General features: G+C 50.2%; 29 protein-coding genes. 21 read left to right on the top strand and 8 right to left on the bottom strand.

Annotation, left to right across the window (positions count from 1 at the left end):
- Positions 1–75: 75 nt before the first annotated feature.
- Together PAEVO_RS14655 and PAEVO_RS14650 are read left to right on the top strand one after the other, a co-directional pair.
- On the top strand, positions 76–1,086 hold the full coding sequence (locus tag PAEVO_RS14655; protein ID WP_100539461.1) for a LacI family DNA-binding transcriptional regulator: 1,011 nt from the start codon (positions 76–78) through the stop codon (positions 1,084–1,086).
- Between the two features lie 109 nt (positions 1,087–1,195).
- The gene (locus PAEVO_RS14650) at positions 1,196–4,417 is read left to right on the top strand and encodes a cellobiose phosphorylase (protein WP_100538197.1); all 3,222 of its coding nucleotides are present in this window, start codon (positions 1,196–1,198) and stop codon (positions 4,415–4,417) included.
- A gap of 68 nt (positions 4,418–4,485) precedes the next feature.
- Here PAEVO_RS14650 and PAEVO_RS33840 read toward each other — a convergent pair whose 3' ends face one another.
- The gene (locus PAEVO_RS33840) at positions 4,486–4,659 is read right to left on the bottom strand and encodes a glycine zipper domain-containing protein (protein ID WP_165789668.1); all 174 of its coding nucleotides are present in this window, start codon (positions 4,657–4,659) and stop codon (positions 4,486–4,488) included.
- A gap of 216 nt (positions 4,660–4,875) precedes the next feature.
- On the opposite strand from PAEVO_RS33840, the gene PAEVO_RS14640 reads away from it, so the two are divergent.
- From PAEVO_RS14640 to PAEVO_RS14630, 3 genes are all read left to right on the top strand, one after another.
- Positions 4,876–5,499 carry a TraX family protein gene (locus PAEVO_RS14640; protein WP_100538195.1) on the top strand — a complete coding sequence of 208 codons (624 nt, stop codon included), beginning with the start codon at positions 4,876–4,878 and terminating at the stop codon, positions 5,497–5,499.
- 57 nt (positions 5,500–5,556) lie between these two features.
- Positions 5,557–5,988, top strand: coding sequence for a hypothetical protein (locus PAEVO_RS14635; protein ID WP_100538194.1), 432 nt, complete (start codon positions 5,557–5,559; stop codon positions 5,986–5,988).
- Between the two features lie 69 nt (positions 5,989–6,057).
- On the top strand, positions 6,058–6,633 hold the full coding sequence (locus PAEVO_RS14630; protein WP_100538193.1) for a macro domain-containing protein: 576 nt from the start codon (positions 6,058–6,060) through the stop codon (positions 6,631–6,633).
- Between the two features lie 82 nt (positions 6,634–6,715).
- Here PAEVO_RS14630 and PAEVO_RS14625 read toward each other — a convergent pair whose 3' ends face one another.
- Positions 6,716–6,913 carry a hypothetical protein gene (locus PAEVO_RS14625; protein WP_100538192.1) on the bottom strand — a complete coding sequence of 66 codons (198 nt, stop codon included), beginning with the start codon at positions 6,911–6,913 and terminating at the stop codon, positions 6,716–6,718.
- Positions 6,914–7,002: 89 nt separating this feature from the next.
- Here PAEVO_RS14625 and rpiA point away from each other — a divergent pair, with 89 nt between their 5' ends.
- From rpiA to PAEVO_RS14605, 4 genes are all read left to right on the top strand, one after another.
- On the top strand, positions 7,003–7,719 hold the full coding sequence (gene rpiA / locus PAEVO_RS14620; protein ID WP_100538191.1) for a ribose-5-phosphate isomerase RpiA: 717 nt from the start codon (positions 7,003–7,005) through the stop codon (positions 7,717–7,719).
- A 49-nt stretch (positions 7,720–7,768) separates the two neighbouring features.
- Entirely contained in the window at positions 7,769–8,218 is a 450-nt protein-coding gene (locus PAEVO_RS14615; RefSeq protein ID WP_100538190.1) for a MarR family winged helix-turn-helix transcriptional regulator, read from the top strand.
- A gap of 30 nt (positions 8,219–8,248) precedes the next feature.
- The gene (locus tag PAEVO_RS14610; RefSeq protein ID WP_100538189.1) at positions 8,249–8,680 is read left to right on the top strand and encodes a GNAT family N-acetyltransferase; all 432 of its coding nucleotides are present in this window, start codon (positions 8,249–8,251) and stop codon (positions 8,678–8,680) included.
- A gap of 129 nt (positions 8,681–8,809) precedes the next feature.
- A complete protein-coding gene (locus PAEVO_RS14605) occupies positions 8,810–9,445 on the top strand; it encodes a GDSL-type esterase/lipase family protein (RefSeq protein ID WP_100538188.1) in 636 nt (211 codons plus the stop codon).
- An 88-nt stretch (positions 9,446–9,533) separates the two neighbouring features.
- On the opposite strand, the gene PAEVO_RS14600 is transcribed toward PAEVO_RS14605, so the two are convergent.
- The gene (locus tag PAEVO_RS14600; protein WP_100538187.1) at positions 9,534–10,205 is read right to left on the bottom strand and encodes a tetratricopeptide repeat protein; all 672 of its coding nucleotides are present in this window, start codon (positions 10,203–10,205) and stop codon (positions 9,534–9,536) included.
- A 178-nt stretch (positions 10,206–10,383) separates the two neighbouring features.
- Between PAEVO_RS14600 and PAEVO_RS14595 the strand changes: the two genes are divergently transcribed.
- Complete coding sequence (locus tag PAEVO_RS14595; RefSeq protein WP_100538186.1) at positions 10,384–10,638, top strand: helix-turn-helix domain-containing protein; 255 nt, start codon at positions 10,384–10,386, stop codon at positions 10,636–10,638.
- A 205-nt stretch (positions 10,639–10,843) separates the two neighbouring features.
- Positions 10,844–10,951: a YjcZ family sporulation protein gene (locus PAEVO_RS14590; protein ID WP_243390772.1), complete on the top strand. Its 108-nt coding sequence runs from the start codon at positions 10,844–10,846 to the stop codon at positions 10,949–10,951.
- A gap of 278 nt (positions 10,952–11,229) precedes the next feature.
- Here PAEVO_RS14590 and PAEVO_RS14585 read toward each other — a convergent pair whose 3' ends face one another.
- The 3 genes from PAEVO_RS14585 to PAEVO_RS14580 form a co-directional block, all read right to left on the bottom strand.
- Positions 11,230–13,203, bottom strand: a complete 1,974-nt coding sequence (locus PAEVO_RS14585) for a stalk domain-containing protein (RefSeq protein WP_100538185.1) — start codon at positions 13,201–13,203, stop codon at positions 11,230–11,232.
- A 236-nt stretch (positions 13,204–13,439) separates the two neighbouring features.
- Positions 13,440–13,613, bottom strand: a complete 174-nt coding sequence (locus PAEVO_RS33835; RefSeq protein ID WP_165789667.1) for a hypothetical protein — start codon at positions 13,611–13,613, stop codon at positions 13,440–13,442.
- A gap of 85 nt (positions 13,614–13,698) precedes the next feature.
- The gene (locus PAEVO_RS14580; protein WP_100538184.1) at positions 13,699–13,908 is read right to left on the bottom strand and encodes a DUF5316 family protein; all 210 of its coding nucleotides are present in this window, start codon (positions 13,906–13,908) and stop codon (positions 13,699–13,701) included.
- Positions 13,909–14,385: 477 nt separating this feature from the next.
- Here PAEVO_RS14580 and rsmD point away from each other — a divergent pair, with 477 nt between their 5' ends.
- The gene (rsmD, locus tag PAEVO_RS14575) at positions 14,386–14,991 is read left to right on the top strand and encodes a 16S rRNA (guanine(966)-N(2))-methyltransferase RsmD (RefSeq protein ID WP_100539459.1); all 606 of its coding nucleotides are present in this window, start codon (positions 14,386–14,388) and stop codon (positions 14,989–14,991) included.
- Positions 14,981–15,496, top strand: a complete 516-nt coding sequence (coaD, locus tag PAEVO_RS14570; protein WP_100538183.1) for a pantetheine-phosphate adenylyltransferase — start codon at positions 14,981–14,983, stop codon at positions 15,494–15,496. The genes rsmD and coaD overlap by 11 nt, the downstream gene beginning before the upstream one ends.
- Here coaD and PAEVO_RS14565 read toward each other — a convergent pair.
- A complete protein-coding gene (locus tag PAEVO_RS14565; RefSeq protein WP_100538182.1) occupies positions 15,474–16,706 on the bottom strand; it encodes a nucleoside recognition domain-containing protein in 1,233 nt (410 codons plus the stop codon). The two genes, coaD and PAEVO_RS14565, sit on opposite strands and share 23 nt — an antisense overlap.
- 113 nt (positions 16,707–16,819) lie before the next feature.
- Between PAEVO_RS14565 and PAEVO_RS14560 the strand changes: the two genes are divergently transcribed.
- Positions 16,820–17,860 carry a SepM family pheromone-processing serine protease gene (locus tag PAEVO_RS14560; protein WP_100538181.1) on the top strand — a complete coding sequence of 347 codons (1,041 nt, stop codon included), beginning with the start codon at positions 16,820–16,822 and terminating at the stop codon, positions 17,858–17,860.
- Here PAEVO_RS14560 and PAEVO_RS14555 read toward each other — a convergent pair.
- On the bottom strand, positions 17,850–19,085 hold the full coding sequence (locus PAEVO_RS14555; RefSeq protein ID WP_100538180.1) for a nucleotidyltransferase: 1,236 nt from the start codon (positions 19,083–19,085) through the stop codon (positions 17,850–17,852). The genes PAEVO_RS14560 and PAEVO_RS14555 overlap by 11 nt on opposite strands.
- 198 nt (positions 19,086–19,283) lie before the next feature.
- On the opposite strand from PAEVO_RS14555, the gene PAEVO_RS14550 reads away from it, so the two are divergent.
- The 7 genes from PAEVO_RS14550 to fabG all read left to right on the top strand — a co-directional run bounded on the left by PAEVO_RS14550 (position 19,284) and on the right by fabG (position 24,563).
- On the top strand, positions 19,284–19,793 hold the full coding sequence (locus PAEVO_RS14550) for a YceD family protein (RefSeq protein ID WP_100538179.1): 510 nt from the start codon (positions 19,284–19,286) through the stop codon (positions 19,791–19,793).
- A 53-nt stretch (positions 19,794–19,846) separates the two neighbouring features.
- Entirely contained in the window at positions 19,847–20,020 is a 174-nt protein-coding gene (gene rpmF / locus PAEVO_RS14545; protein ID WP_006211382.1) for a 50S ribosomal protein L32, read from the top strand.
- A 188-nt stretch (positions 20,021–20,208) separates the two neighbouring features.
- Complete coding sequence (gene fapR, locus PAEVO_RS14540) at positions 20,209–20,775, top strand: transcription factor FapR (protein WP_036664034.1); 567 nt, start codon at positions 20,209–20,211, stop codon at positions 20,773–20,775.
- 24 nt (positions 20,776–20,799) lie between these two features.
- The gene (plsX, locus tag PAEVO_RS14535) at positions 20,800–21,786 is read left to right on the top strand and encodes a phosphate acyltransferase PlsX (RefSeq protein WP_100538178.1); all 987 of its coding nucleotides are present in this window, start codon (positions 20,800–20,802) and stop codon (positions 21,784–21,786) included.
- An 8-nt stretch (positions 21,787–21,794) separates the two neighbouring features.
- Positions 21,795–22,784, top strand: a complete 990-nt coding sequence (locus PAEVO_RS14530) for a beta-ketoacyl-ACP synthase III (RefSeq protein ID WP_100538177.1) — start codon at positions 21,795–21,797, stop codon at positions 22,782–22,784.
- Positions 22,785–22,834: 50 nt separating this feature from the next.
- Positions 22,835–23,767 (top strand): ACP S-malonyltransferase, encoded by a 933-nt coding sequence (gene fabD / locus PAEVO_RS14525; protein ID WP_100538176.1) that lies wholly within the window; start codon positions 22,835–22,837, stop codon positions 23,765–23,767.
- A 46-nt stretch (positions 23,768–23,813) separates the two neighbouring features.
- The gene (gene fabG / locus PAEVO_RS14520; protein ID WP_100538175.1) at positions 23,814–24,563 is read left to right on the top strand and encodes a 3-oxoacyl-[acyl-carrier-protein] reductase; all 750 of its coding nucleotides are present in this window, start codon (positions 23,814–23,816) and stop codon (positions 24,561–24,563) included.
- The last annotated feature ends 109 nt before the right edge of the window (positions 24,564–24,672 follow it).

Genomic DNA, 24,672 nt, shown 5'->3' with positions numbered 1-24,672 from the left:
AGCACAGGTAGAATCTAATATCAGATAGATTTGAATTAGAATATGCCGGCGAAGGTGCAGGAGCTGATTCCAAGGTTGACAACGATTTATGATATTGCCAAAAAAACAGGCTATTCGCCTACGACGGTGTCCAAAGTCTTCAACAACTATCCGGATGTCCGGGAGAAGACGAGAGCCAAGATCCTGGCAACCGCGAAGGAAATGGGCTATCTTCCGAACGCAAACGCCAGATCGCTTACGACGAAGCGATCCTGGACCATTGGTATTCTCTTTGTGGAGGCTACGGGAGCAGGGATTCGTCACCCCTATTTTGGAGCCGTGATTGAAAGCTTTAAGAAAATTGCCGTATCCAAAGGGTATGATCTGATGTTCATCTCCAAGGATGTAGGCGGCCGAAGAAGCAGTTATGTGGAGCATTGCAAAATCCGGGGCGTCGACGGTGTGGTCGTCATTCTGTCGAGCAGCGAGGACCCTGATTTCCAGGAGCTGCTGGAGAGCGGCATTCCGTGCGTCATTCTGGACTCCTCACCGGAGTTTGTGCATTCGGTTTACTCCGATAACATCGGAGGCAGCGTGCAGGCACTTCGGTATTTGCATTCGCTTGGACATCGCAGCATTGCCCACATATCGGGCGGATTGAATACGTTTGCAGGCGAGCAGCGCCAACAAGGCTATGAGCAAGCCCTTCGGGAGCTTGATCTGGACCTAAGGGAAGAGTACATAACCGGCAGCGATTTTTTCTCCACTGAGAGTGGATATGAAGCCATGAAAAGGCTGCTGGGGCTAGAGGATCGGCCGACTGCTGTCTTTGCAGCTGGAGATCTACTCGCGCTTGGAGCTATTCGTGCCGTTCAGGATCAGGGCCTGAATGTACCGGGAGATATGTCCATCATCGGTTTTGATGATATTGAAATGTCCCGTTACATCACCCCTGCATTAACGACAATACGCCAGGATACGGAGCAGCTGGGCACCGCTGCGGCGGAGATCCTTCTTTCTTCCATCGAAGAACAAAACGCAACAGTCAAGTCGGTTATGCTGCCAGTTCAATTGATTATCCGGGAATCCTGCCGCCCGGTCACCTAGGTGAACCTAAAGGCAGGACTCATTTTTGCCGCTTTTCGAAACCGGTTTCGAAATCTGAGTTGATCCTGAAGTCGAGTCGATTATGAACCCATTTAAGGAGGATCTGAACATGTCAAATTATCGTTTTGAGAAGGATACCTTTGTTATCGAGCAGTATGATCTTGCCAAACCATTTTCCAGCTTTCTGCCCGGAATCGCAGGCTTGAAAGGGATTCCGATGTGGACCTTTTATGTGAATCGGGGGCAGGGGATATGCAGCTTCGGCATACGCGATAAGAACTCGCCGATCATGGAATTTTCTCCGGCGAATATCTCGTATAAGAACGTCTCCGCTACCGGCTTCCGTACGTTTATCAAGATGGCGGGGGCACCGTCCGTTTATGAGCCGTTCCAATCCTTTCAGCCGGATTCTAATGCGAAGAGAACGATGTTGATCCGTCAGAATGAACTTGTCATTGAGGAGGAGCACGCCGGTAACGGACTTCGCACTTCTGTATCGTATTTTCAGCTGCCCGGTGAAGATTTTGCGGCCCTTGTCCGCGAGGTCAGCATCACGAATATCGGAACTCGGACGGAATCGTTTGAGCTGCTGGACGGCATGCCGGAGATTCTGCCTTACGGTGTCGAGAACAGCGGGTACAAGGAGGTTGGCAATCTGCTGCGGAGCTGGATGGAAGTGGAGAACCTTGATCAGGGGATCCCGTTCTATAAGGTTCGCTCCAGTACGCACGACGAGGCGGAAGTTAGCGAAGTTACGAGCGGTCACTTCTATCTGTCGTTTGATCAGCATGGGCAGTTGATCAAGCCGCTTGTAGACTTTGAGCTTGTATTCGGCGGAAACACTTCATTAATCTATCCCGATCGATTTGCTGTAAGTTCCATGGAAGCTTTGATGAACGCCACGCCGTATCCCGTTAACAAGGTGCCATGCGGCTTCAGCGGGTTATCGGCCCGGCTTGCGCCCGGGGAGACGGCGACCGTTTATACGCTGATTGGTCATGTGAACGATATCGGCAAAATCAACAAGCGCTCAAAAGATTTGTGTTCTCCTGCCTATATCCTCAAGAAACGCGAGGAGGCCTCGGCGTTGACCCGGAACTTGACCGAGGATGTTGCTACCAAAACGGGATTACCCCTATTTGATGAATACAGCCGTCAGTCCTATCTGGACAATTTTCTGCGGGGCGGATATCCGTTCCTATTCGATAACGGGAAGGAAGGAGTGGTCGTCCACCTATATTCCCGCAAGCACGGGGATCCGGAGCGGGATTATAACTTCTTCTCTCTTTCGCCGGAGTACTATTCACAAGGGAACGGCAATTTCCGGGATATGAATCAGAACCGCCGAAATGACGTGTTTTTCAACCCGAAGGTGGGCACATTCAACATTCGGATGTTCTTCAGTCTTATTCAAGCCGACGGCTATAACCCGCTTAGCGTAGAGGGAACAAAATTCCGCGTAAGTGAAGGGAAGGCGGAGGAACTGGAGAAGCTGCTGCGGGCCTCCGCGGCGCAGGAAGATTATGAGAAGCTGGCAAATACATGCGCCGGGGATTATACGCCGGGTAAAGTCATCAACGCGATTTCGGATCAAGGCATCCGGCTGGAGATCGGTGAGGAACAGTTCTTATCCGGGCTGTTGAGTATATCCGATCAACATTTTGCGGCTTCGTTCGGCGAGGGTTTCTGGTCGGATCATTGGACTTATAATATGGATTTGGTTGATACCTACTTGGATATTTATCCCGACCGTCATGAGGAACTATTGTTTGGCGAGAATACGTATACGTTCTTCGACAGCCCGGTGCACGTTCTTCCACGAAGTGAGAAGGTTGTGATCAGCCGTGGCAAGGTACGGCAATACGGTGCGCTGCTGGAGGACGAGGAGAAGCTGAACAAGCTCGGCAGAAAACGGAACGCGGCGGAATGGCTGCGGGTAGATGGCGGACAAGGCAGCATTTACCGCACGAATCTGTTTGTCAAAATGATCTCATTGTCCCTTAATAAAATGGCAACACTCGATCCTTACGGGATGGGGGTAGAGATGGAGGCGAACAAGCCGGGCTGGAATGACGCGATGAACGGCTTGCCGGGCCTGTTTGGGTCGGGCATGAGCGAAACGATGGAATTGAAGCGTATGGTCTCATTTATCTTGGATGCGGCCGAGCGGTTCGGCCATCAAGCGATTCAGGTCCCGGAGGAGATTGCGTCTTACTTAGAGAGTGTATACGAAGCCGTACAGCAATATCAGTCCGGCTCACTGGACTCATTCGGTTATTGGGACAGGGTAGCGGGGCAGCGTGAGACCTATCGTGCATCGGTCCGGTACGGGATTACCGGCCAGGAGGTTGAAATTTCGGTGAAGAACGTGAAGGATATGTACGCGGCATTTCTGGACAAAATCGAAGAAGGAATTCAGCGTGCTGAGCAGATGGGAGGCGGAATCGTGCCAACGTATTTCCGCTTTGAAGCTGAGCGCTATGAAGAGGTTCGGGATGCAGCGGGGAACCCGGTCATCACGCGCTATGGTTTGCCCGCTGCAAAAGTGCTTGAATTCAAGGCCTATGCGCTCCCGCATTTCCTGGAGGCGCCTGCCCGCGGAATGAAGCTCGCCGATGAAGGCCAGGCAAGAACGATGTATGACCGGATCAAGGCTTCTGATCTGTATGATTCCGCGCTGGGGATGTATAAAACGTCCGTCAGCCTGGAAGGCGAAACCGATGAAATCGGACGCATCCGAGCATTTACAGCGGGCTGGCTGGAGCGGGAATCCGTATTTTTGCATATGACCTATAAATACTTGCTTTCATTATTAAAAGCCGGATTGTATGACGAGTTTTTCTCGGAAATCAAAACTTCCCTTATCCCTTTTCTGGACCCGGCCGTTTATGGACGAAGTACGCTGGAGAACTCCTCGTTCATTGCCAGCAGCGTGAATCCGGATCCTCACGTGCATGGACGAGGCTTTGTGGCAAGGCTGAGCGGATCGACTGCCGAATTCCTAAGCATGTGGATTGCGATGATGGCGGGGAAAAAGGTATTCCGTTACGAAGACAACCAGCTTCAGCTACATCTGAACCCTGTGCTTCCGGCTTGGCTGTTTGATGAGAATCAAGAAGTGTCGTTCACCTTCCTTGGTTCCGTCAAGGTGACGTATCGCAGTGAGCGCGCAGCAAATACGTATGGTCAGGACGGCGTTACGATTCAGCGATTAACGCTCATTACGGTGGGAGGGGATTCGATCGAGGTGGATGGCCCCCTCCTTACAGGAGAGTTGGCTCATGAAGTCCGCAACGGGAACATCCGGGCAATTCATGCTGTAATGAGATAGAAGTCACTTGCTCCAAGTAGACCACCCGGCAAATCTCGGGTGGTCTATTGATAGTTATGAGAAGTTTTTTATTCATTAGGAGGCTTTTTATTATTGCTTGTCATGGCTGAGCCAAACGTAAGGCCGATGCCAGCACCGATCGCAATGCCGATAGCGATATTTTTCATGGCAACACCAATCGCTACGCCAACGCCGATCCCCATGCTCATCCCAAGGGCGATGTTGTTTTTTTTCTTTTCCATATGGCCGTCACCTCCATCTGCATCATGTTGATCCAAACAAGTTTCCTTCTCCAGTTGCTTTTGTTCTTATTATAGAGGATATGGACTTAGGATGTCGGATATCCGGTTCCTTCATGTTTTCTTCGCTTGCAAGTCCCCGTGTTGCAACCCATAATAGATATATCGATTTCAAGTACATATGGATTCAACATCTTCGAGTGCGAGGAGGGGGTTATCATGCAGTGGATCGCCATGCTGACGATGCTGATTGATCATGTAGGGCTTGTGTTTTTTCCGCACCAGGAGGTTTGGAGAATCATCGGCCGCATTGCTTTCCCAATCTACGTCTATGCTCTCGTTCAGGGGCACCGCTACACTTCTTCGAGACCCAAGTATATCATTCGGCTAGCCGTTATTGCGGCGGTTTCCCAAATTCCCTATCAGCTTGCGCTGGATCCCGAAGGGTTGAATGTGGTCATTACCCTGGTAGCTGGGGCCATTGTGTTGTATGTGCTGGAACGATCGGATTCCCGGCTGTTATCGTGGATGATTGTTGTTGCCGCCTGTGCGTTAATGAGTGGATTTCCGTTTGATTACGGAGCTTACGGCCTGCTGTTGATTTTGATATTCCGATATGCCCAGGCCAGCTGGCTTGTTCCGCTTCATATGGTGTTGAACCTGTTATTCTGGTTCCTTAATAACTGGGAGCTGCAGATGTGGAGCGTCATCCCGACGGCTGTAATAGCTTATGGCCCGCATGTATGGAAGAAGCTGGAGTCCATCCGGGTGAGCCGCTGGGTATGGCGTTCATTTTATCCGCTGCATTTACTGATTATTGCGTTATTACGGGTGTTTTTATAGAAAAAAACTCTATAGGTGAATGCCCGATGGATTGATTATATACAAGGAGAGACATACATGTTGAATATCGCAATTGCTGCCGGCATTCTTTTGTTCGCGGCGGCGGGTTACATCGCATTCATGAACTCCAAATTAATTGCGGATAAAAAACGGGAAGCATACATTCCTCCGCCTGCTTCGGAATATACCGTTTATATGACGCCTCAGTTCACGGAGGAGGACAAAAGGTCGATGAGTCCCATCGGCGTCATGGAATTCCGCGATCCGCAAGGCATGATGAAGGTATACCTTTGCCGGGTCAAGAATGAATCCGAGGATCTGAAGCTGGAGCAAGCCGGCCATGTGTTTCTTCATCATTTGACGAAGGCCAGGGACACCGGCACGCTGATGTTCTACCGTACGGTGGAGGAAGCGCTGCAAGGACCGGAAGAGAAGAGTTTGACCGACAGACTGTCTGCAGCTGCGAAAAAAAAGCCGAGAGCAGAATAGGCAAACAGGGTCAATCCACCCACTTGCGGGGTAATAAAGAAATAAAAGACCGAAAGGAGATTTTCCGAAATGAAAACATTTAAAATCGGAAGGACATCGGTCTCCGTCTTTATAGGCGATATTACGACATGGACGGGCGACATTATCGTCAATGCTGCAAATTCGGGGCTGCTGGGTGGAAAAGGCGTGGACGGCGCAATTCATAGCGCCGGCGGGCCGGAGATCATGGAGCAGTGTATGGAAATTCGCAAGCAGCAAGGCGGATGCCCGCCTGGCAACGCCGTCATCACCGGAGCAGGTCGGCTGCCTGCCCAGCATATCATTCATACGGTCGGCCCGATCTGGGAGGGCGGTGGACGGCGTGAGGAGCATACGCTGGCGGAATGCTACCGCAACAGTCTTCTGCTTGCAATCGAGGTAGGTGCCAGAAGCATCGCCTTTCCTAATATAAGCACGGGTATCTATGAGTATCCTAAGGCTCCGGCATGTGACGTTGCGTTAAAGGCGGTTACGAAGCTGCTTGAGGAGGATCTGCCGGATAACCGTCTGGATCGGATTGATTTCGTTTGTTTTTCTCCTGATAATGAAGAGCTCTATGTCCATTGGCTTGAGCAGTTCACGCAGGAGAAGGAGGCGCAAATATAAGCTCCGCTTAAAAATTATTAATTCTATAACCTTAATAAAAATCAGGGGCGCAGTTAGCGCCCCTGCCGTTTGTCAGTCGACTTTACATATGATAGGAACCGCTTGGCTCAAATAGTACCCATTCCAGCATCGTGATCATATCGTCGAGGCGGATTTCCTGATTGAGAAGGGAGGTTCGCTCCGGACTGTTCTCTTCGAGAGCAGTCAAGCGGGTTTGCAGCTTTTTCTTCTGCATTGTAAGTTCATTGATCTTGGATTTGATCTGGTTCTCTGTTCGCATGGTATAATCCTTTCGTTAGTTATGAAATCTCATCAATTCACCCCATATTATAGCATTTGATTCAGCTTAAGACGAAGGAGGGGGTTCACATGACAAGTGAATATAATATGAAGAAAATTGCGGCGGAGCATGCCGCCAAGTATGTGCAGGATGGAATGAAGATAGGGCTGGGCACGGGCTCAACCGCTTATTACGCCATTCTCAAAATCGGCGAGATGGTCAGATCCGGGCTCTCGATCCAGGCTGTGGCTACCTCTGAAGCTTCGGAGAAGCTTGCGATGGAACAAGGGATATCCCTGACCCCCATACATCAGATCGAACGCTTGGATTTGACGATTGACGGGGCTGATGAGCTGGATGATCAGCTGCGGTTAATCAAGGGAGGAGGCGGAGCCCTTCTCCGTGAGAAGATCACAGCTTTTCACAGCGAACGGCTTGTGATTGTGGCGGATGAAGCGAAAGCCGTAACTCAACTCGGCGCTTTCCCGCTGCCGGTTGAGATTGTCCCTTTTGCTTATGAGTGGACGGTTCGGTCACTGGCCCAGCTTGGCTGTTCGGTGTTAATCCGCCGTACGCAAGATGAAGAATTTTATGTTACGGATAACGGGAATTATATTGCTGATTGCCGGTTTCAGCAGATTGCCCGTCCAGAGGAATTAAGCTCTCGGCTAGGCGCCATTCCGGGCGTGGTTGAACATGGGCTGTTTATCGGTATGGCCGACCAAGCGATCATAGGCTGCCAGGATGGAACGGTACGGATATTGTATTCCGGGAGCATAGAAGCAAAGAATATATTTGACAGTTGATCTGGCGTTCATTAACCTTAATTACATGATATCTTTCGGAGGGTGAAATATGTCGGATATTCAAGAACACGAGGATACCCCGTTACATTTGCTGGTTGTCCTTGCCAGAGCCTATAACGCAGTGATGACACATTCCAATCGCAGCATCAATAGTCACGGATTGAACTCCACCGAATTCGGTGTATTGGATGTACTCTATCACAAAGGACCGCAGCCGCTGCAAAAAATAGGGGAGAAGGTGCTCATTTCCAGCGGTAACATTACATACGTGGTGGATAAGCTTCAAAAGAAAAATCTGCTGGTTCGCCGGGCTTCCGCTGAGGATCGGCGCGTCATTTATGCTGAGCTTACCGCAGAGGGACAAGAATTCTTCGAAGCCATTTTTCCTCAGCATCAGGAATTAATGGTTAAGGTTCTCAGCGGCTTGTCGGAAGACGAGAGAGTGCAAGCGGCGGCGCTGCTGCGCAAGCTGGGGATCAGTGCAGAGAAGATGCTGTAGACCTAAACAAGTTTTAGATTGGAGATATGTATGCTTAAAGATATAACGATGCAAGCGATGCAACCCGAAGTAAAGGAACTGCTCAGCTACTCGGTATTTCCGGATCCGGAGGCGGTGGATCAGGCGGCAGCTTCTTATCAGACGGGCCGAAGCCGGCTGTTTGGATTTGAAGAGGACGGACTTCTCTTAGGAATCATCGGTTTTGATGTCGATCGGGACGAGCTTACCATTCGGCATCTTGCCGTTCTTCCGGAGAATCGGGGAAAGGGATATGGACGCGGATTGATTTTGGAGCTGCTCCTTGAGGTCCAGCCTAAGCCGGCCCGAGTCATTGCGGAAACGGATGAAGAAGCCGTAAACTTCTACCGCAGTATCGGCTTTGAGGTATACAGCCTGGGAGAGAAGTATCCGGGCGTTGAAAGATTCCGCTGCATTTACGAGGTGGAGGAGTCCGAAGAATAGGCCATTTCTATAAAAAAGCATGTTTGCCGTCTTCGAGTGGAATTAAAATTGCCATTCAAGACAATAAACCCGTTTCGCAATGGGGGCCTTCCTCATATAATGTCGTAACGAGCGGGGCAGGGGGTGAACATGTTGGTGTACCATTATACCGCTGTCGGCGATTCCTTGACCTTCGGGTTTGGGGCAATGCCTGGCAGCGGTTTTGTTCCGTTATACCGTCGGATGGCGGAGGAGAAGCTTCGCCAGTTCGTGGCCCATGAGAATCTCGGGGTCAATGGATTAACCTCGGATGAGTTATACGATCGTGTCGTTCGACTTCCTACGTATCGCTATCATCTGCAGCAGGCCCAGATCATCACGATATCGATCGGAGGCAATGACTTGATACGTGCGGTAAAGTCCACGGGGGGGCGACCGAATCGGGAGGTGCTGGACGCTGCTTTGTATCGATGTCAGAATCATGTGGCTAATACCGTTAGACATATCCGTAAAATAAAGTCATCGGTCAGCAAACCTTATTTTATTCGCGCTATCGGTCTGTATAATCCATATCCGGCCTGGACGGAGGCAACGGAATACGTGATTCGGTTCAATCGGCATTTGATGGGGTTAAGTGACGGCTATTTTCGAATAGCTGATATCTACACACAATTTTCAGGCCGTGAGAAAGAACTGATGTCGGTGGACGGTTTACACCCGAATGGCCGAGGGTACCGGGTGATCGCGGAACAATTAAACCGGCTTGGGTACAAGCCACTTGCATAAATAACCGAATGATCAAGAAAAAAAAGGGTGTCCCATGGTCTTTTGACCGTGTGGGCGCCCTTTGGTTTATATGGTAATCACATATTATTTAAAATAATTTCCTGAAAAAACTTCGTACGGCCCATTTGCGTTCTTGCCGTTTCTTGTACTTGGGCAGTGACCGATACACATCCAGCGATTCCTGATAAGACTTCTTGGCATCCTCGGTCCTTCCAAGCGATTGATACATATAACCCAGCAAATAAAAGGCTTCGCTGGAGGAAGAGTGAATGGAATGGAACTGTTCCAAATAATGGAGCGCCTTCTCCCGATCCGAATCCCGAAATGCATCGGCAAGCCTAAGATAAGGCCGGCCATATTTGACCCTCGGGTTGATCTCCAGTGCCCGGATAATATCCGCTTCCCCTTGTGTGATGCTGCCGGTATGCAGGCGTGCATGTCCAATATCGTCCCAGAATTCGGCGGAGTCCTCTGAACTGGATTCTATGGCTTCCAGCAGCTTCAGAGCTTCCCCATACTTACGGCGCTCCAGAAGCAATCTGGCAAGCTCGTGCCTTGATGAAACGTCGCTGGGGCTAACAGCAATCAGTCTGCGCAGCTTGGAAATATTCCGTGCACGCTTGATTGGCTTGGTCAAGCTGGGAAATACCCCGACAAAACGGCGATCCAGCACATACACGATGAGAAGCAGCACAAGAATTGCCGTAATCGGATTACCGAAGATGTAGAACAGAAATCCAAAAATGATGAGTTTAAACAAAAGAGATCCCTCAATTTCTATGTAAAGTTGTAACACAAATTATACCATAACATGGATTTATTTAGGTGGAAACACGATCGGTTCTATAGACCTTGAAGACATGCGCATGTCGGAATAGGCCATAGGTATTGAAAGAAGGTCGATGATAGCCGATAAAGGTAGTAAAGAGGTGATAATCATGGCGAAAAAGGGACAAATATTCCATCATTACAGTTTCGAAACGAAAAAAAAGGCAGTCGCCATGCGGCTGGAGGGTATGACTAAGAAAGAAGTGGCATCCGCCTTACAAATATCAGATATCGGACGGCTGAAAGTGTGGATGCGCAAATACCGTGAGTTGGGCGAGGAAGGTTTGGTCGATCGCCGCAGACGAAATGTACATTCAGACCATGTCAACGAGCGGGATGGAAAAGAATTGCTTTCGCAGGTATAAGAATCAAAAATTACATGAGGCGTGGTGAACGACCGTTCCACCGCGCCTTTTTCATATGGGAATCAAGGGTGATGTTCTATAGTCGTATCCGGCAGTTCCGAATACATGGGCCAATTCATTAATCTTATCTCGAACAGGCGGCAGCCCAGTTCATTTGAGCGGAACCGACATAACATGTGGTATGTTCAAAAAAGGAGGGATTCATGTGAGCGGAGTAGGAGAAGGTTATGGTGGCTATGGATATGGCTCTTCTATAGGTGCTATTCTGGTATTATTCATCTTGTTAGTTATCATTACTCGCGCATTTATCTAATCCATCTTTTGAGTGAACAAACCAACTGAATCGATAAGTGAACACGAGCACCTTGAGCAGTCACAACGACAGACCGTCCAAAAGAGGCATGGCCTCTTCTTAGGGCGGTCTTGTTTTTGATGAAGCGACAATCGGCGCTAATAACTTGTTATGAATCATATGGTTAAGCGCCTATCAGAAAATCCCTAATAAAAACAGACCGCTCGAAAGAGTGGTCTGTTTTTGGGAGAACGAACATGGACCCGGGTTCAAGCTCTTGTCCCGGTCTGTTACTGCCGTTACATCATAATCAATATAACCTTACCGTTTACGAAAGATACGATATCAAAATTCGAGTAACCCCAGGTTTCAATGGTTTTCCCGCCGCCGGTGGTAATGTCCTTGGCTGCCGGGTTCCCCCATGAAAGCTGCACCTGTTCTTTTGTCATGCCGAGGGAAACCTGGCCTGCTTTAATCTGTTTCCAGACGGATGCGGACCATTTGTATTTTTGGTAAGGGTCGTAATTTAATAACGAAGAACGGTCTGCAAACAGCTGCATCACTTCCGAAGAGCGCATAGGATAGCTTTTCACGGTTTTTCCTGATCCCGTTTTGAAGATCACGTTGAATTCGCCTTTGTCGTCCGGCAAAATGTCGGTTACCGTCAATTTCGAGAAACGTTCCAAGTCTTCGAAATCATTCACCCAATACGTTCGGCCGATAAATTTAACCAAGCTGCCTTGCATCGCTTTTTTGATCAAGCCGGCCGTTTCGCTGGAGACAACGGTCATAGCTGCATCTCCGCCGAAAGAGATATTCGCTTGTTTCCACTTGGCATCCCAGCTGATTTTCGCGCCCAGAACATCGGATAATACGGTGGCTGGAATCAGCAGCTCGCCTTTGTCGGTTATCGGAGCTGCCTTTAAACGCAGCGGGCTATCACTCAGCTTGGCCTGGTTGCTGCCTGCCGTGAGCGAGAGCACGGTCTCTCCGAACTTGGCCTCCACGGCTCCGTTTTTGACCGAATAGGTGCCGCCCAGTGCCTGAATGACGGATTTCGCTGGAACCATGATATTCCCGTTAACTTGTTTCGCATATTTCAAATTGTTGCGCAGACTGGACGATACCGTTATCGATTTGGTCAAGCCGCCCGAGGTTACCGTAATCTGTGTCTTGCCAACGCCCGCAGACTTCAGCGTTCCATTCTTCTGTATGTTCATCAAATAAGACTTCTCAATATCGATCTGGACATCTTTAACCGGCACTTTAATCTTGGCCCCGTTTGTGTAAGTCTCCTGGATACTGACTTCCAGGGTGTCCCCTACATAAGGCTTGGCATCGGATACCGAAACCGATAAGGCCTTAACGACAGGCACATCAACCGATTTGTTCTGTCCGTTCGTGTGATGTATCCAGCTTCCGTCAGAGCGCTGTGCATAGAACCCCTCCGACAGATCCTTGGCATTTCCGTAAATGGAGGTTCTCACGATCCCGCTCAGTCCGGAGACCTGCTCCTTGAGCTTCCAGCGGTCTTTATACACTCCGGTTGTCCATACGGTTCCGTCTTGGAGCGTCACAATCAGAAGATCCGTCGGCTCATTGGATGCGTAAACGATATGAGCTGCGTTCTGGGCGACGGTAACCGGGATGATGCGCCCGTTATCGTCGAAGTTGGACGTTTCGTATACAACCACATCACCGTTGTCACGCAATAGAGCAACACGCCCGCTGTGAACCGTCATGGATTTGACCCCTGGCGGGTTTTCCACGATACCGAGCTTTTTGAATTGTCCCTTTTTGTAGTTATCCTCTAATAGCAGCTCCCCGTTTGAGGACAAGGCGGCAAATTCTTGATCCGCATTGGCGATGAGCAAAATGCCGCTGAGGTTTTTTGCTTTTTCCGAGCCGTTCCATACGGTGCCGTCTGACTTCAGCCAGTAGTAACCCGCTATCTGCTTCACCCCGCTTGTTCCCGGAACGACCTTGGGTCCCTTGCCGATATCCCATTCCACTAATCGCCCATCCTGCGTCATGCCAATGCCTGCATATTCATAACCGCTGATGGCTGCAACTTTACCCGGCGTGCGAATGGCATGTCGTCCGTCAATCAGGGACCACATGGAGCCATCGCTCATCAGGTAGGTGTTTCTTCCCGCAATGTCGCTGATCTGGAGCTTGGACTCTTCGGCAGAAGCGATCCCGTGCGTCGTGCCTGCAAAACCAAGTCCCACCAGCATGCTAAACCATACGAGAACATACAACGTTCTTCTCACTTACATGACCTCTCTTCACTTTACAATTAGGAATATTTTTCAAACAGCTATATTGATTCGACAAAATCGGTGCTATTCCTTCAATTGTCGCTTGGTGTTATGGCTAAAAAAGGGAACAAAAAAACGCCCGCCGGATATCCGGGGGCGCCTTGCCGGTTAAACTCGCGATAGTTCGTTGTATTGCCTCGAACTAACGGCGTTAGTTAAGGGGATTCATCGTGGTTGCAGAAACCTGATTAAGGAATATCAGTTCCCTTCAACAGCAATAGAGCCGCGTATAAATCATTCTTTACTGTTTCGATTTTGGCGATTTTCCTGAACGTGAGAATAGAGATTAAAGCGATCAAGGCATATTTCATTCTCGTTCGTTCTATTTCTGTATCTTCATGGCTAATAACAAAAAGATTCATGAATCAGATCCTCCTCTCGTTACAGATGCTTCTGTGCCTTTATTCGTCCGCTGCGGGGAGTGGGCAAATATTCACAGTGTCCCCCCTAGCGGAACAAATACACAATACCGGCGACCGCAAGAAATACGAAACCGGCTAGTAAGAACCAGATGGATACTTTCTCCCTGGATACGCGGTCGTCCTTGGGTTCAGTAAAGAAGTAGTCTCTTTGTTGGTAATCCGTAGTAATAAACACTCCGGATAGAAGCCCTGCAATCGCCAGGCAAGCCAATCCTGCATATAAAAACAGGTTCATCACGTGTTCCCCCATCATGCCCTTTATTGTTAGAACGTTCGCTGAGAGGGAATGGTTATACTTTTTATACAGGTAAGTGCATCGTCTGACTAGAAGTAGCAGATTGATATGACAAAATGCCACTCAACTTCGTTTAGCGGCCCAACATAAAAAAAAAGAACTAAATCCCTGTAATAAACATAGCCGTTACAGGGATTTAGTTCGGGAACCTCCGAAGAGATTCCCTCATGGGAGAGGAGAAACCGGACGAAGAGCTTATGGGGAAACGTAAGTCTTCTCCGCGGTTGTCTACGACATTCATTGATGTCGATATTTCAAGGATGCCCGGCTGTGGTAGAAATATACATGACTTTGAAAAAAAATGGAGAGTCGTTATGTTTCGTTTTTCATATATGGGATGATTGTGTTACGATAATCACTGTCAATGGCGTTGTCTTGGCAATGAATTTATAGATAATGAAACGGGTGAATGAAGCAGTGAGAGTAGTATCCGGAAGTGCGAAGGGCCGGCCGCTCAAAAGTGTGCCTGGTACAAGCACCCGTCCGACGACGGATAAAGTGAAAGAATCCATATTCAGTATGATCGGCCCTTACTTTGAGGGGGGCGCCCTGCTTGATCTGTTCGCAGGCACGGGAGGCCTTGGCATTGAGGCGTTAAGCCGGGGTATGGATCGTGCTGTTTTTATTGATGTGGAACCGAAGAGCATCAGTACGATCAAGGATAATTTGAAGGCGGCCAGGCTTGAAGAAAGCGCAGAGGTGTACCGCAACGATGCGGCGCGCGCGCTTAAAGCGCTTGAAAAGCGCGGCTACAGCTTTGATTTGGTCTTTTTGGACCCGCCATACCGGTTTAAGAATGGTGACGAGCTGATGCTAGATATGGCAGAGCGAGGTTTACTGCAAGATTCGGCAGTGGTGGTATTGGAATACGAATCAAGCTACAATTATCCTGAGAAATTTGGTGATTTTTGTTGTTTCCGGACCGCGAAGTACGGAGAAACCGCCATATCGATATACCGTTACGACACAGCGCAAGATCAAGCGTCAGAGCTTGATGAGGAGGAATTACAGGATGACAAATGAGAATACTAGTACATACCGTGTTGCCGTATACCCGGGAAGTTTTGATCCGGTCACCATGGGACATATGGACATCATCACACGCGCTTCCAAGCAGTTTGATCTGCTGATTGTGGCCGTGTTGAATAATCTAAGCAAGAACCCGCTGTTCACGATTGAAGAGCGCAAGGACCTCTTGAGGCAGGAAACCGCACATCTTCCGAATGTGGAAATCGACAGCTTCCGTGACCTTTTGGCAAATTATATCCGCCAGAAGAATGCCCAGGTCATCGTACGGGGGATCCGCACGGTGACCGACTTTGAGTATGAACTTCAACTGGCATCCACCAATCATAAGCTGAACCCGGATGCGGAGACGATTTTTATGATGACGCACCCGAAATATTCGTTCCTGAGTTCAAGTCTTGTTAAGGAAATCGCCCATTTTAATGGAGATACAACGGACTTGGTTAGCCCTGAGGTCCATGCCGCGATGCGCCGTAAATTTAGCGGCGATAACGGTCAATAAGACGGGAACACAGCCAGAACGCCGCTATCAATAATAAGCAGATCACGCCTTGAACCTGCAAGAATGAAGGTAATCCGCTCCAAAAGTTGAAGTGCTGATCTGTATTGGCGTGATCCAGCGGTTCCGTTCGGAAAGCAGGCATGATGCCTGCTGAAAGGGCGCTGACCGGCTTCCACATGGCCAGTGTAATTCCAAAGGCGAGTACCGAATGCAGGGCTCGCTTCGTCATAAAGTAACGCCAAGAGAGACCGGTTTCCCGCATCAGCGACAAGCTTTGCAGCTGAGCGCTGATGCCGCTCCACGCCAGTGCGGCGGATAGAACAGCCAGCTGCAAAACTCCGGCTTGGAATGCCGAGGCACTAATGGACTGGGCTGCCAGATGGGCCTCCAATATTCCGGATACAAGATAGGGTGGAAGCTGCGGCAGCAGGTGACCGGTCAATACTCTGGTCAGGACGGCGAAGAACAAGATAAACCCGCCTGTCATCATTAAGGTCTGAACCGAACGGGTAACGGAATCTCCCAGTAATTTGCCGAAGCTCCGTCCATCCCGTTGATGGGCCTCCAGCGCTGCAGTCGCTGCCCTTTTAATGAGGGGGCGCCGGGCTAATTCGCTTGTTCGGACTTGGTTTAAAGTTGCTGTAAACGGCCGTGTGCCTTCTGAAGAAGCCTGTTTATGGAAGAGGCTGAATATCCATGCGGCCAGTAGCCCGGAAATCCAATGAACGATCAGCAGCAGATAACCGGCTTCCGGTTTATGCAGCAGGCCAGTTCCGATGACAACGAGAATGGTCATTGGATTGCAGAAGTGGGATAAAGCAGCGAGCCTGCCAGCATCAATGGCACGAAGCTCGCCTTGTTTATACATTCCGGAGGCGGCCTGCGCCCCTGCCGGGAACCCGGCAGTCATTCCTGTTATAAGAACCCAGCCGCCAGCACCGGGAAGTTTGAATGTTTTTTTCATCAAAGGGTCCAGCAGTACGCCAATTCCATGGGCCCAGCCATAGGCAATGAGTATTTCCACCAGAACGAGAAAAGGCAGCAAAGCGGGAAATACGATATTCCACCATAGCTTGAGTGCTTGCAGGGTGGCTTGGAAGGCAGGTTCGGGCGCGCTGACGACAGCCAGTACAAGCAGGAAAGCGGCGGCACCCAGCAGGATGGTGTTCCACAGCCCGTTTGATGACTTGACGGCGTTGTCTTTATTCATAAGGAATCTCCTTTCAGCGTAAACATGGCTAGTACAACTTTATGCAAAGGAGACAACCGTCAGACCAAACTTGGTGGAAGGCTGGATATATAAGGCGGAGGGAAGGAAACTACATGAAGAAGTCTGTAAAACCGAATGGCTTAAAAATTGCGCTGTATTTGTTAATGGTTGGGGTCATGCTGTACGTTGTCGTTTATATGCCGACCCCTTATCTTGTATACCAGCCCGGGAGTGCCGAAGAGGTTCGGCCCATGATCAATGTCGAGAAGAGCGATCCGGCGGAAGAGGGCACATTTATGATGACAACCGTGTCGGCAAGCTATGCCAATATGGCTTTGTTGATGATGTCTGCGTTTAACCCCAATGCGGAGGTTGTGAAAAAGGCAGAAAAAATGGGCGATCAGAACAAGGATGAATATGCAGCCACACAAGTGTATTACATGAATTCTTCCCAGTCGTCTGCGATGGAAGCTGCCTATCAGGAAGCAGGAATTGACTACAGCATCGAGCCTGCTTATGTATTCGTGATGTCGATCTCCGAGAATTCTGCTAATGCCGAGCATTTCCGGCCAGGCGATAAATTGATTAAGATCAATGGGCAGCCGGCAGAGGATAATGAGAAAATTGCCAGCCTGTTAAGCGGGAAAAGCATCGGGGAAGTGGTATCCGTGGAGCTCGAACGCAAGGGGAAAACCGTGAAGGAACAAGTTCAGCTTGTTAGCATTAAGGATGAGAAGACCGGAGCGGAGCGTCCGGGTCTGGGCGTCATGATTGCTACGATGCAAAGCGTGGAGCCGGCGAATCCCGATCACACCATTCATTTTGCGGATACCAATATCGGTGGGCCGTCAGCCGGACTGATCTTTACCCTTGAAATTTATAACCAGCTCACCGATGGTGATTTAAGCAAAGGTTACCGGGTAGCGGGAACGGGTACCATTGACAAATCAGGCGCCGTAGGTCCCATTGGCGGCGTGAAGCACAAGATCGTCGCGGCTGACCGGAAGGAAGCCGATATCTTTTTTGTGCCGCAAAAAAATTACGAGGAAGCCAAGAAGCGGGCGGACCGAATCAAAACGGACATGGAGCTGATCCCGGTTGAGGATCTGCAGGATGCAGTAGATTATCTGGAGCAGCTGCCGCCTAAGGGGTGAGTGGCGGCAGCAGGTAATCACTGTAATAATGGCGGATATTCGGTTTAGGGTGTCCGTTGGCGTAAACGGCGGCTGCCATCAGGTCCCTCTCCAGCTGTGGATGCTCCAGCGTTGTCGGCTTCTGAATGACGGGGAGCGAGGCAGTCTGCTTCATTCGTTTCAACAAGGAACGCCCGGTGTCGCTGAAGCCGAGGACCCGGATATATCCCGGACCTTTGGCCAATTCTTGGCGATTCATGGATGCTTTGTCATGATTCAGCATGATATGCAGGAGCATCCGCTGAAGCTTGGTGCGGGTATAGCGTTTGGTTTTTAACGCTTCGAGGAGAGCTTCAACCGTAGGCTGCTTTAACCGGGCAAGCATGCGCTGAACCCGATACTCCAAGCCTTCGGTCACTTCAAGGAAGCCTTCAAGCTGCGCGGGCGTATGCGTGAGCAGGGATTGAAACAGTGGCTGACGAAACCGTTCCCAGTGGACGGGAGCTAGTCCGTTCTCCATTTCCCGCTCCATGATGCTATGCGTGAATTCGGGGATGTAGGGTCTGGCTGCTTCCAATCCCTGTGAAAGTATGATGTTCCGGATGGCGGTAGCACTGGCAATGGACGACGCTCCCGGCACGGGATCATGGTACTGTGCGTTTTCTCTTGGAATGGTATAGGGTGTAATGCGGCTTCCCAGGCGCTCTAGAGCGATCAGGTAGTGCAGGCCCAGGGAATTGTTCGGCTGGGTGAGCAGCTCTTGCAAGTGGGCAATTGCAGGTCCGGACTCACCGAATAGGGCTGCAGCGGCAGCGCCGTAAGCAGACGGGAAGTTCATGCCTTCCTGGAGTCGCTTTTCAATTTCGGATTGGAGCTCGCCGGATTCGCTGGCAAGCGAACGGGATAGCGGCAGAATCTGCTCCAGCGTACCGCTCTCCGATCCGAAGGAAAGATAGTCCACCACCCCTGTGGCTTCCAGAATGGCTACCGCACCGTATGCGAACCATTCCGCAGGCTGCACGGCATAGGTTACCGGCAGTTCAATGCACAGGTCAACTCCCATGGCAAGAGCCATTTCCGCCCGTGCGCGCTTGCCTGCAATGGCAGGTTCGCCGCGCTGGAGAAACGGACCGCTCATCACCGCGACGACGGCATCCGCCCCCGTTATTTCTTTGGATCTGCGATAGTGCAGCACATGACCGTTATGTAAGGGATTATATTCAACAACAATGCCAACCGTCTTCATTCGTTTCAACTCCTTGATTAGAATATAACATAATTGCATGACGTTCCTGCAACAATAAGCGCCTCTCCTCGGAGCGTTGTAATTCTGGTAGTATGAAGTGAAATATCGGGTAACAATATAGAGGTTGTTAGGGTTATCCTGTTGACAAAAGTCTTCGGGAATCGGTATAATAATCTTTGTTTGTTTGGAGTGATGGATATGCTAATTCAATTTCGTAAATTGACAACCAGCGATCAACCGTTACAGTTCCATCAAACCGTGGATGTAAGCAATGCCGTTAAGGACCGAAAGGATATCATTGCTGTTCAGCCATTAGACGTGGATTTGACAGCAACCCCAACGGTTTCGGGTACGGTGGATGTTCGTGGACGATTGCAAGGCGAGCTGGAGATGAATTGCTCCCGCTGCCTGAAGCCGATCAGCGAACATGTGCACATCCCCTTTCATGAAGTATTCCAGCCGGTGGAAGATCCTGAAACCATTCAGGATGAGAATGATGACACTACATACGTGCAAGGTGAGAGTGTGGATCTCACTCCCTATGTAGAAGAAGCATTTTTGCTCCACCTGCCGCTAGCTCCGGTATGTAAAGCCGACTGCAAGGGACTCTGCCCGAATTGCGGCAAAGACCTGAATGAAGGCACGTGCGACTGCGATACGGAAGTGATCGATCCTAGGCTAGCCGGACTGAAGGACTTCTTTAAATGATGATGGATATGGCACCCGTGTTCAGCGGGTTGAACTGATAAGGAGGTGGGAACATGGCAGTACCTCAACGTAGAACGTCCAAAACACGTCGTGACAAGCGTCGTACTCATTTTAAGCTGGCTGTGCCAGGCATGGTGAAATGCGAGCAATGTGGAGAATTGAAGCTTGCTCATCGCGTATGTAAAGTATGCGGAACGTATAAGGCAAGAGAGATCATCAAACAATAGTTTTTAAATAAGTAGTACTTCATCTTTGGTGAGGTGCTATTTTTTTTGTCTGAAGTCCCCCCTTTCTTTTTGACGTGACATGATTTATACTTAACATTAGTACCAGGTTCTAATATTTGCGACTAATTTACATATATGTATGTTTGAAGAATGGCGGCTTTCATAGCGGCAGAAGGAGTTGTTTCGTCATCGATCGTTTATCCAAGAAAGACCGTCACCAGCGGCTGATTCAGCTGATCGACGAGAATCCCTTTGTTACAGACCGCGAGTTGACTCGCCAGCTTAAAGTGAGCATTCAGACGATACGCCTTGACCGTATGGAACTTGGCATTCCGGAGCTTCGTGAGCGAATGAAGCAGATGGCGGAGCATTCCTATGACCAGGTTCGTTCCTTGTCACTCGAAGAGGTGATCGGGGATGTCGTTGACTTGCAGTTGGACAAGAGCGGAATATCGATATTTGAAATCCGTGAGGAGCATGTATTCAGCAAAACGCGGATTGCCCGCGGGCATTACGTGTTCGCTCAAGCCAATTCACTTGCCATTGCCGTAATCAATGAAGAAATCGCATTGACGTCTTCAGCGGATATACGGTTTTTGAGACAGGTGCGTCTCGGCGAGAAATGCATTGCCAAAGCCTACGTTAGGTCCATTGCCGGCCAGAAGGGAAAGGCCAAGGTGGAAGTGTTTACTTATGTCGCTGATGAAATGGTGTTTCAGGGGAATTTCGTAATCTACCGATCTGCAGGGGAATGACATAAGTAAAGGAGGAAGTTTGGCATGAGAATAGCGATTGATGCGATGGGCGGCGACAATGCCCCCCAGAGTAACGTCGAGGGAGCGCTGATTGCCACACGGGAATGGAGCGATACCGAGATTATCCTCGTTGGGGATGAAGCGCAGATTGGAGCGCTGCTAAAGGACAAGCCGTCCAATCTGAAGGTGGTTCATGCAAGTGAAGTCATTGAAGCGGAGGATGAGCCGGTTAAGGCTGTTCGCCGGAAGAAGGATGCTTCGATGGTTGTGGCGGGGCGCATGATTCGCGAAGGTGAAGCCGATGCCATGATCTCGGCAGGCAATACGGGGGCCCTTATGACGACCGGGTTGCTCGTTGTGGGCAGGATGAAGGGGATTGAGCGTCCAGCCCTTGCGCCTATGATTCCTACTCTCGACGGCAAGGGGATGCTCGCCTTGGATCTCGGAGCGAACATGGATTCGAAGCCTGAGCATCTGCAGCAGTACGCATTAATGGGCAGCCTGTATCGCGAGAAGGTGCACGGAATCACCAAACCGCGGGTCGGGCTGTTAAATGTCGGTACCGAGCCGGGCAAGGGGAATGAATTGACGAAGCATGCTTATCCGCTGCTGGAGGAGCTGCCTATTCATTTTGTTGGCAACGTCGAGTCGCGCGACGTCATGAACGGGGTTTGTGATGTGCTCGTATGTGACGGGTTCTCGGGCAATATTTTGTTGAAATCGATTGAAGGAACGGCTGGCGCACTCTTTTCGCTGTTGAAAGAGCAGTTCAGCAAGTCGCTTAAGACCAAGATGGCTGCTGCCTTGATGATGCCGGAGCTGCGCAGCCTGAAATCAACGCTCGATTATAAGGAGCATGGCGGAGCTCCCCTGCTTGGTCTGAGCGGTCTGGTCGTTAAGAGCCATGGTTCATCGGATGCGAACGCCATCAAGAATGGGGTTCGCCAAGCGCGGACGGCGCTGCAGAACCAGTTGGTAGAGAGTATTTCGAATGAAATCAGCGGGAAGTGAGTGAGGAAATGAACAATTTGCGTCCGGTCGGTATTATTGGCACAGGCAAATACGTACCTGAGAAAATATTGTCAAATCGTGATTTAGAGAAAATGGTAGATACAAGCGATGAATGGATTGTCTCGATGACGGGAATCCGGGAACGGCATATTGCCGCTCCGAATGAAGCGACGTCGGATCTGGCTTACCACGCTGCTGTGAACGCGTTGAAATCCGCTGGAATGAACGCCGAGGATCTGGAATTGATTATTGTGGCGACCATTACGCCGGATATGTTCTTTCCCTCAACCGCATGTTTGCTCCAGGATCGGCTTGGTGCTAAAAAAGCGGCGGCATTTGACCTGTCGGCTGCTTGCTCGGGATTTGTATACGGACTGGCTACAGCTACAAATTTCGTGAAGACGGGCATGTACAACAACGCTTTGGTGATCGGGGTGGACTGCTTGTCCCGCATTACGGACTATACCGACCGCAATACCTGTGTCCTGTTCGGTGACGGTGCCGGTGCGGCGATTGTCGGTGAAGTGCCGGAAGGCCGCGGGTTCCAAGCCTTTGATCTGGGTGCTGAAGGTGCGGGCGGAGCACATCTCTATATTGAGGCAGGCGGCTCGAGATTGCCGGCATCCGCTGAAACGATTAACACGAATAAACACTTTATTTATATGAACGGCCGCGAAGTGTTCAAATTTGCGGTACGGGTGATGGGATCTGCCACGGAAGCCGTATTATCCAAAGCAGGCATCGACAAAAAAGATATCGACTTATTCATTCCTCATCAAGCGAACATCCGGATTATTAAGTCTGCCATGGAGCGCTTGGAGCTTCCGGAAGAGAAGGTCGTGATTAATGTTGATAAATACGCCAATACCTCAGCTGCTTCCGTTCCGCTAGCTCTTGTCGAAGCACAGGAGTCCGGCCGCCTGAAAGAAGGAGACAAGGTGTTGATGGTTGGTTTTGGCGGCGGATTGACATGGGGTTCTTCCGTACTAATCTGGTAAACAGAATGCTTTTTTAGGCCTAGTGAAATAAGAGAAGGGAGCTAACGATTTTGGGTAAAACAGCATTTATATTTCCAGGTCAAGGCGCTCAGTCCGTCGGAATGGGAAAGGATGCCTATGATGCGGTTCCTGCCGCAAGGGATCTGTTTCTAACCGCGGATGCTCAGCTTGGATTTCCGCTCAGCTCCATTATTTTTAATGGTCCTGATGAAGATTTGAAACAAACGGCAAACACTCAGCCAGCTCTACTGGCTACCAGTATGGCTTATCTGGAAGCCATTCGCGGCAAGGGGATCGAACCGGATTACGTTGCGGGACATTCGCTTGGCGAATACAGCGCACTTGTAAGCGCAGGCGTGCTATCGTTCGAAGAAGCTGTGTCGATCGTTAGAGCGCGCGGAGAATACATGGAGGCAGCCGTTCCCGGTGGTCAAGGCGCAATGGCGGCCGTGCTTGGCGCAGACCGCGAGGCTTTGTCCGAGCTGTGCAAGAGCATTACGGCAGAGGGACATGTTGTAGAACTTGCGAACATGAACTGTCCGGGTCAAATTGTCATCTCGGGCTCCGCCCAAGGCGTTGCAGCTGCCGCAGAAAGAGTTAAGGAAGCAGGCGGTAAGCGGGCCATCCCTCTGGAGGTAAGCGGACCCTTCCATTCGACCTTGATGAAGGGGGCGGCTAACCAGCTGGCTGGTAAACTGGAGCAGGCTGCGTTTAATCCCCCTTCCGTTCCGGTAGTTGCCAATGTGACGGCGCGTCCAGTGGAAGATGCCGCTGCCATCCGCGGTTTGCTGGTAGAGCAGGTATACTCCCCCGTGCTTTGGCATGACAGTGTGGAGTGGATGATCGCTCAAGGCGTGGATACCTTTGTCGAGATTGGTCCGGGGAGTGTTCTCAGCGGTTTGATCAAGAAGATTGACAAATCCGTCAAAGTCATTAATGTAAATAGTCTGGACAGCATCAGCAGTTTGGAGACGGTCGTATAAATAACGATGGATGAAAGTCAGATGACTCTGGAAAGGAGGAATAGGTATGAGTGAAGCTCTAAAAGGACAGACTGCGCTTGTTACGGGTGCTTCCCGCGGCATTGGCCGGAGCATTGCTCTCGGACTTGCGGATCTGGGCGCTAACGTTGCCGTCAATTATGCAGGAAGCGAAGCAGCTGCAGCCGAGGTCGTGGAAGCGATTCGTGCAAAGGGCGTATCGGCCATCGCGGTTAAATCCAACGTTGGACGGACCGAAGAAGCCGATGCCATGGTAAAGCAGGTGTTGGAGACTTTTGGTCGAATTGATATCCTGGTGAATAATGCAGGGATTACTAGAGATAATCTAATCATGCGGATGAAGGAAGAGGAGTTCGATCAGGTAATCGAAACGAATCTGAAAGGGGTATTCAATTGTCTTAGGGCGGTGACGCGTCCTATGATGAAACAACGTTATGGACGCATTATCAACATTTCCTCCGTTGTCGGAGCGCTTGGCAATCCAGGGCAGGCCAACTATGTTGCGGCCAAAGCCGGAGTCATCGGTCTGACCAAATCAGCCGCGCGGGAACTGGCTTCCCGTGGAATTACGGTGAACGCCGTGGCTCCTGGTTTTATCGACACCGATATGACCCGGGAACTTCCTGAGGACATGCGGGAAGGCCTGCTTGGCGGAATTCCGCTCGCCCGACTGGGTCAGCCGGAGGAGATTGCCGGCGTGGTTGCTTTTCTAGCATCTTCCAGTGCATCCTATATGACTGGACAAGTGCTGCATGTGGATGGCGGCATGTATATGTAGGCGCCGCCAATGTTCCGGCGCTGGCCGCCGGGCATTAAATCGTTTTCAAATGCCTTCTATGGCAATTTGAAGTCATATCTCGTATAATTACCAAGAGGAGGTGAGCCGG

Source organism: Paenibacillus sp. GM2FR, from assembly GCF_002803325.1.
Lineage (GTDB): Bacteria > Bacillota > Bacilli > Paenibacillales > Paenibacillaceae > Paenibacillus_AQ > Paenibacillus_AQ lautus.
This window is presented reverse-complemented; position numbering and strand designations above follow the sequence as displayed.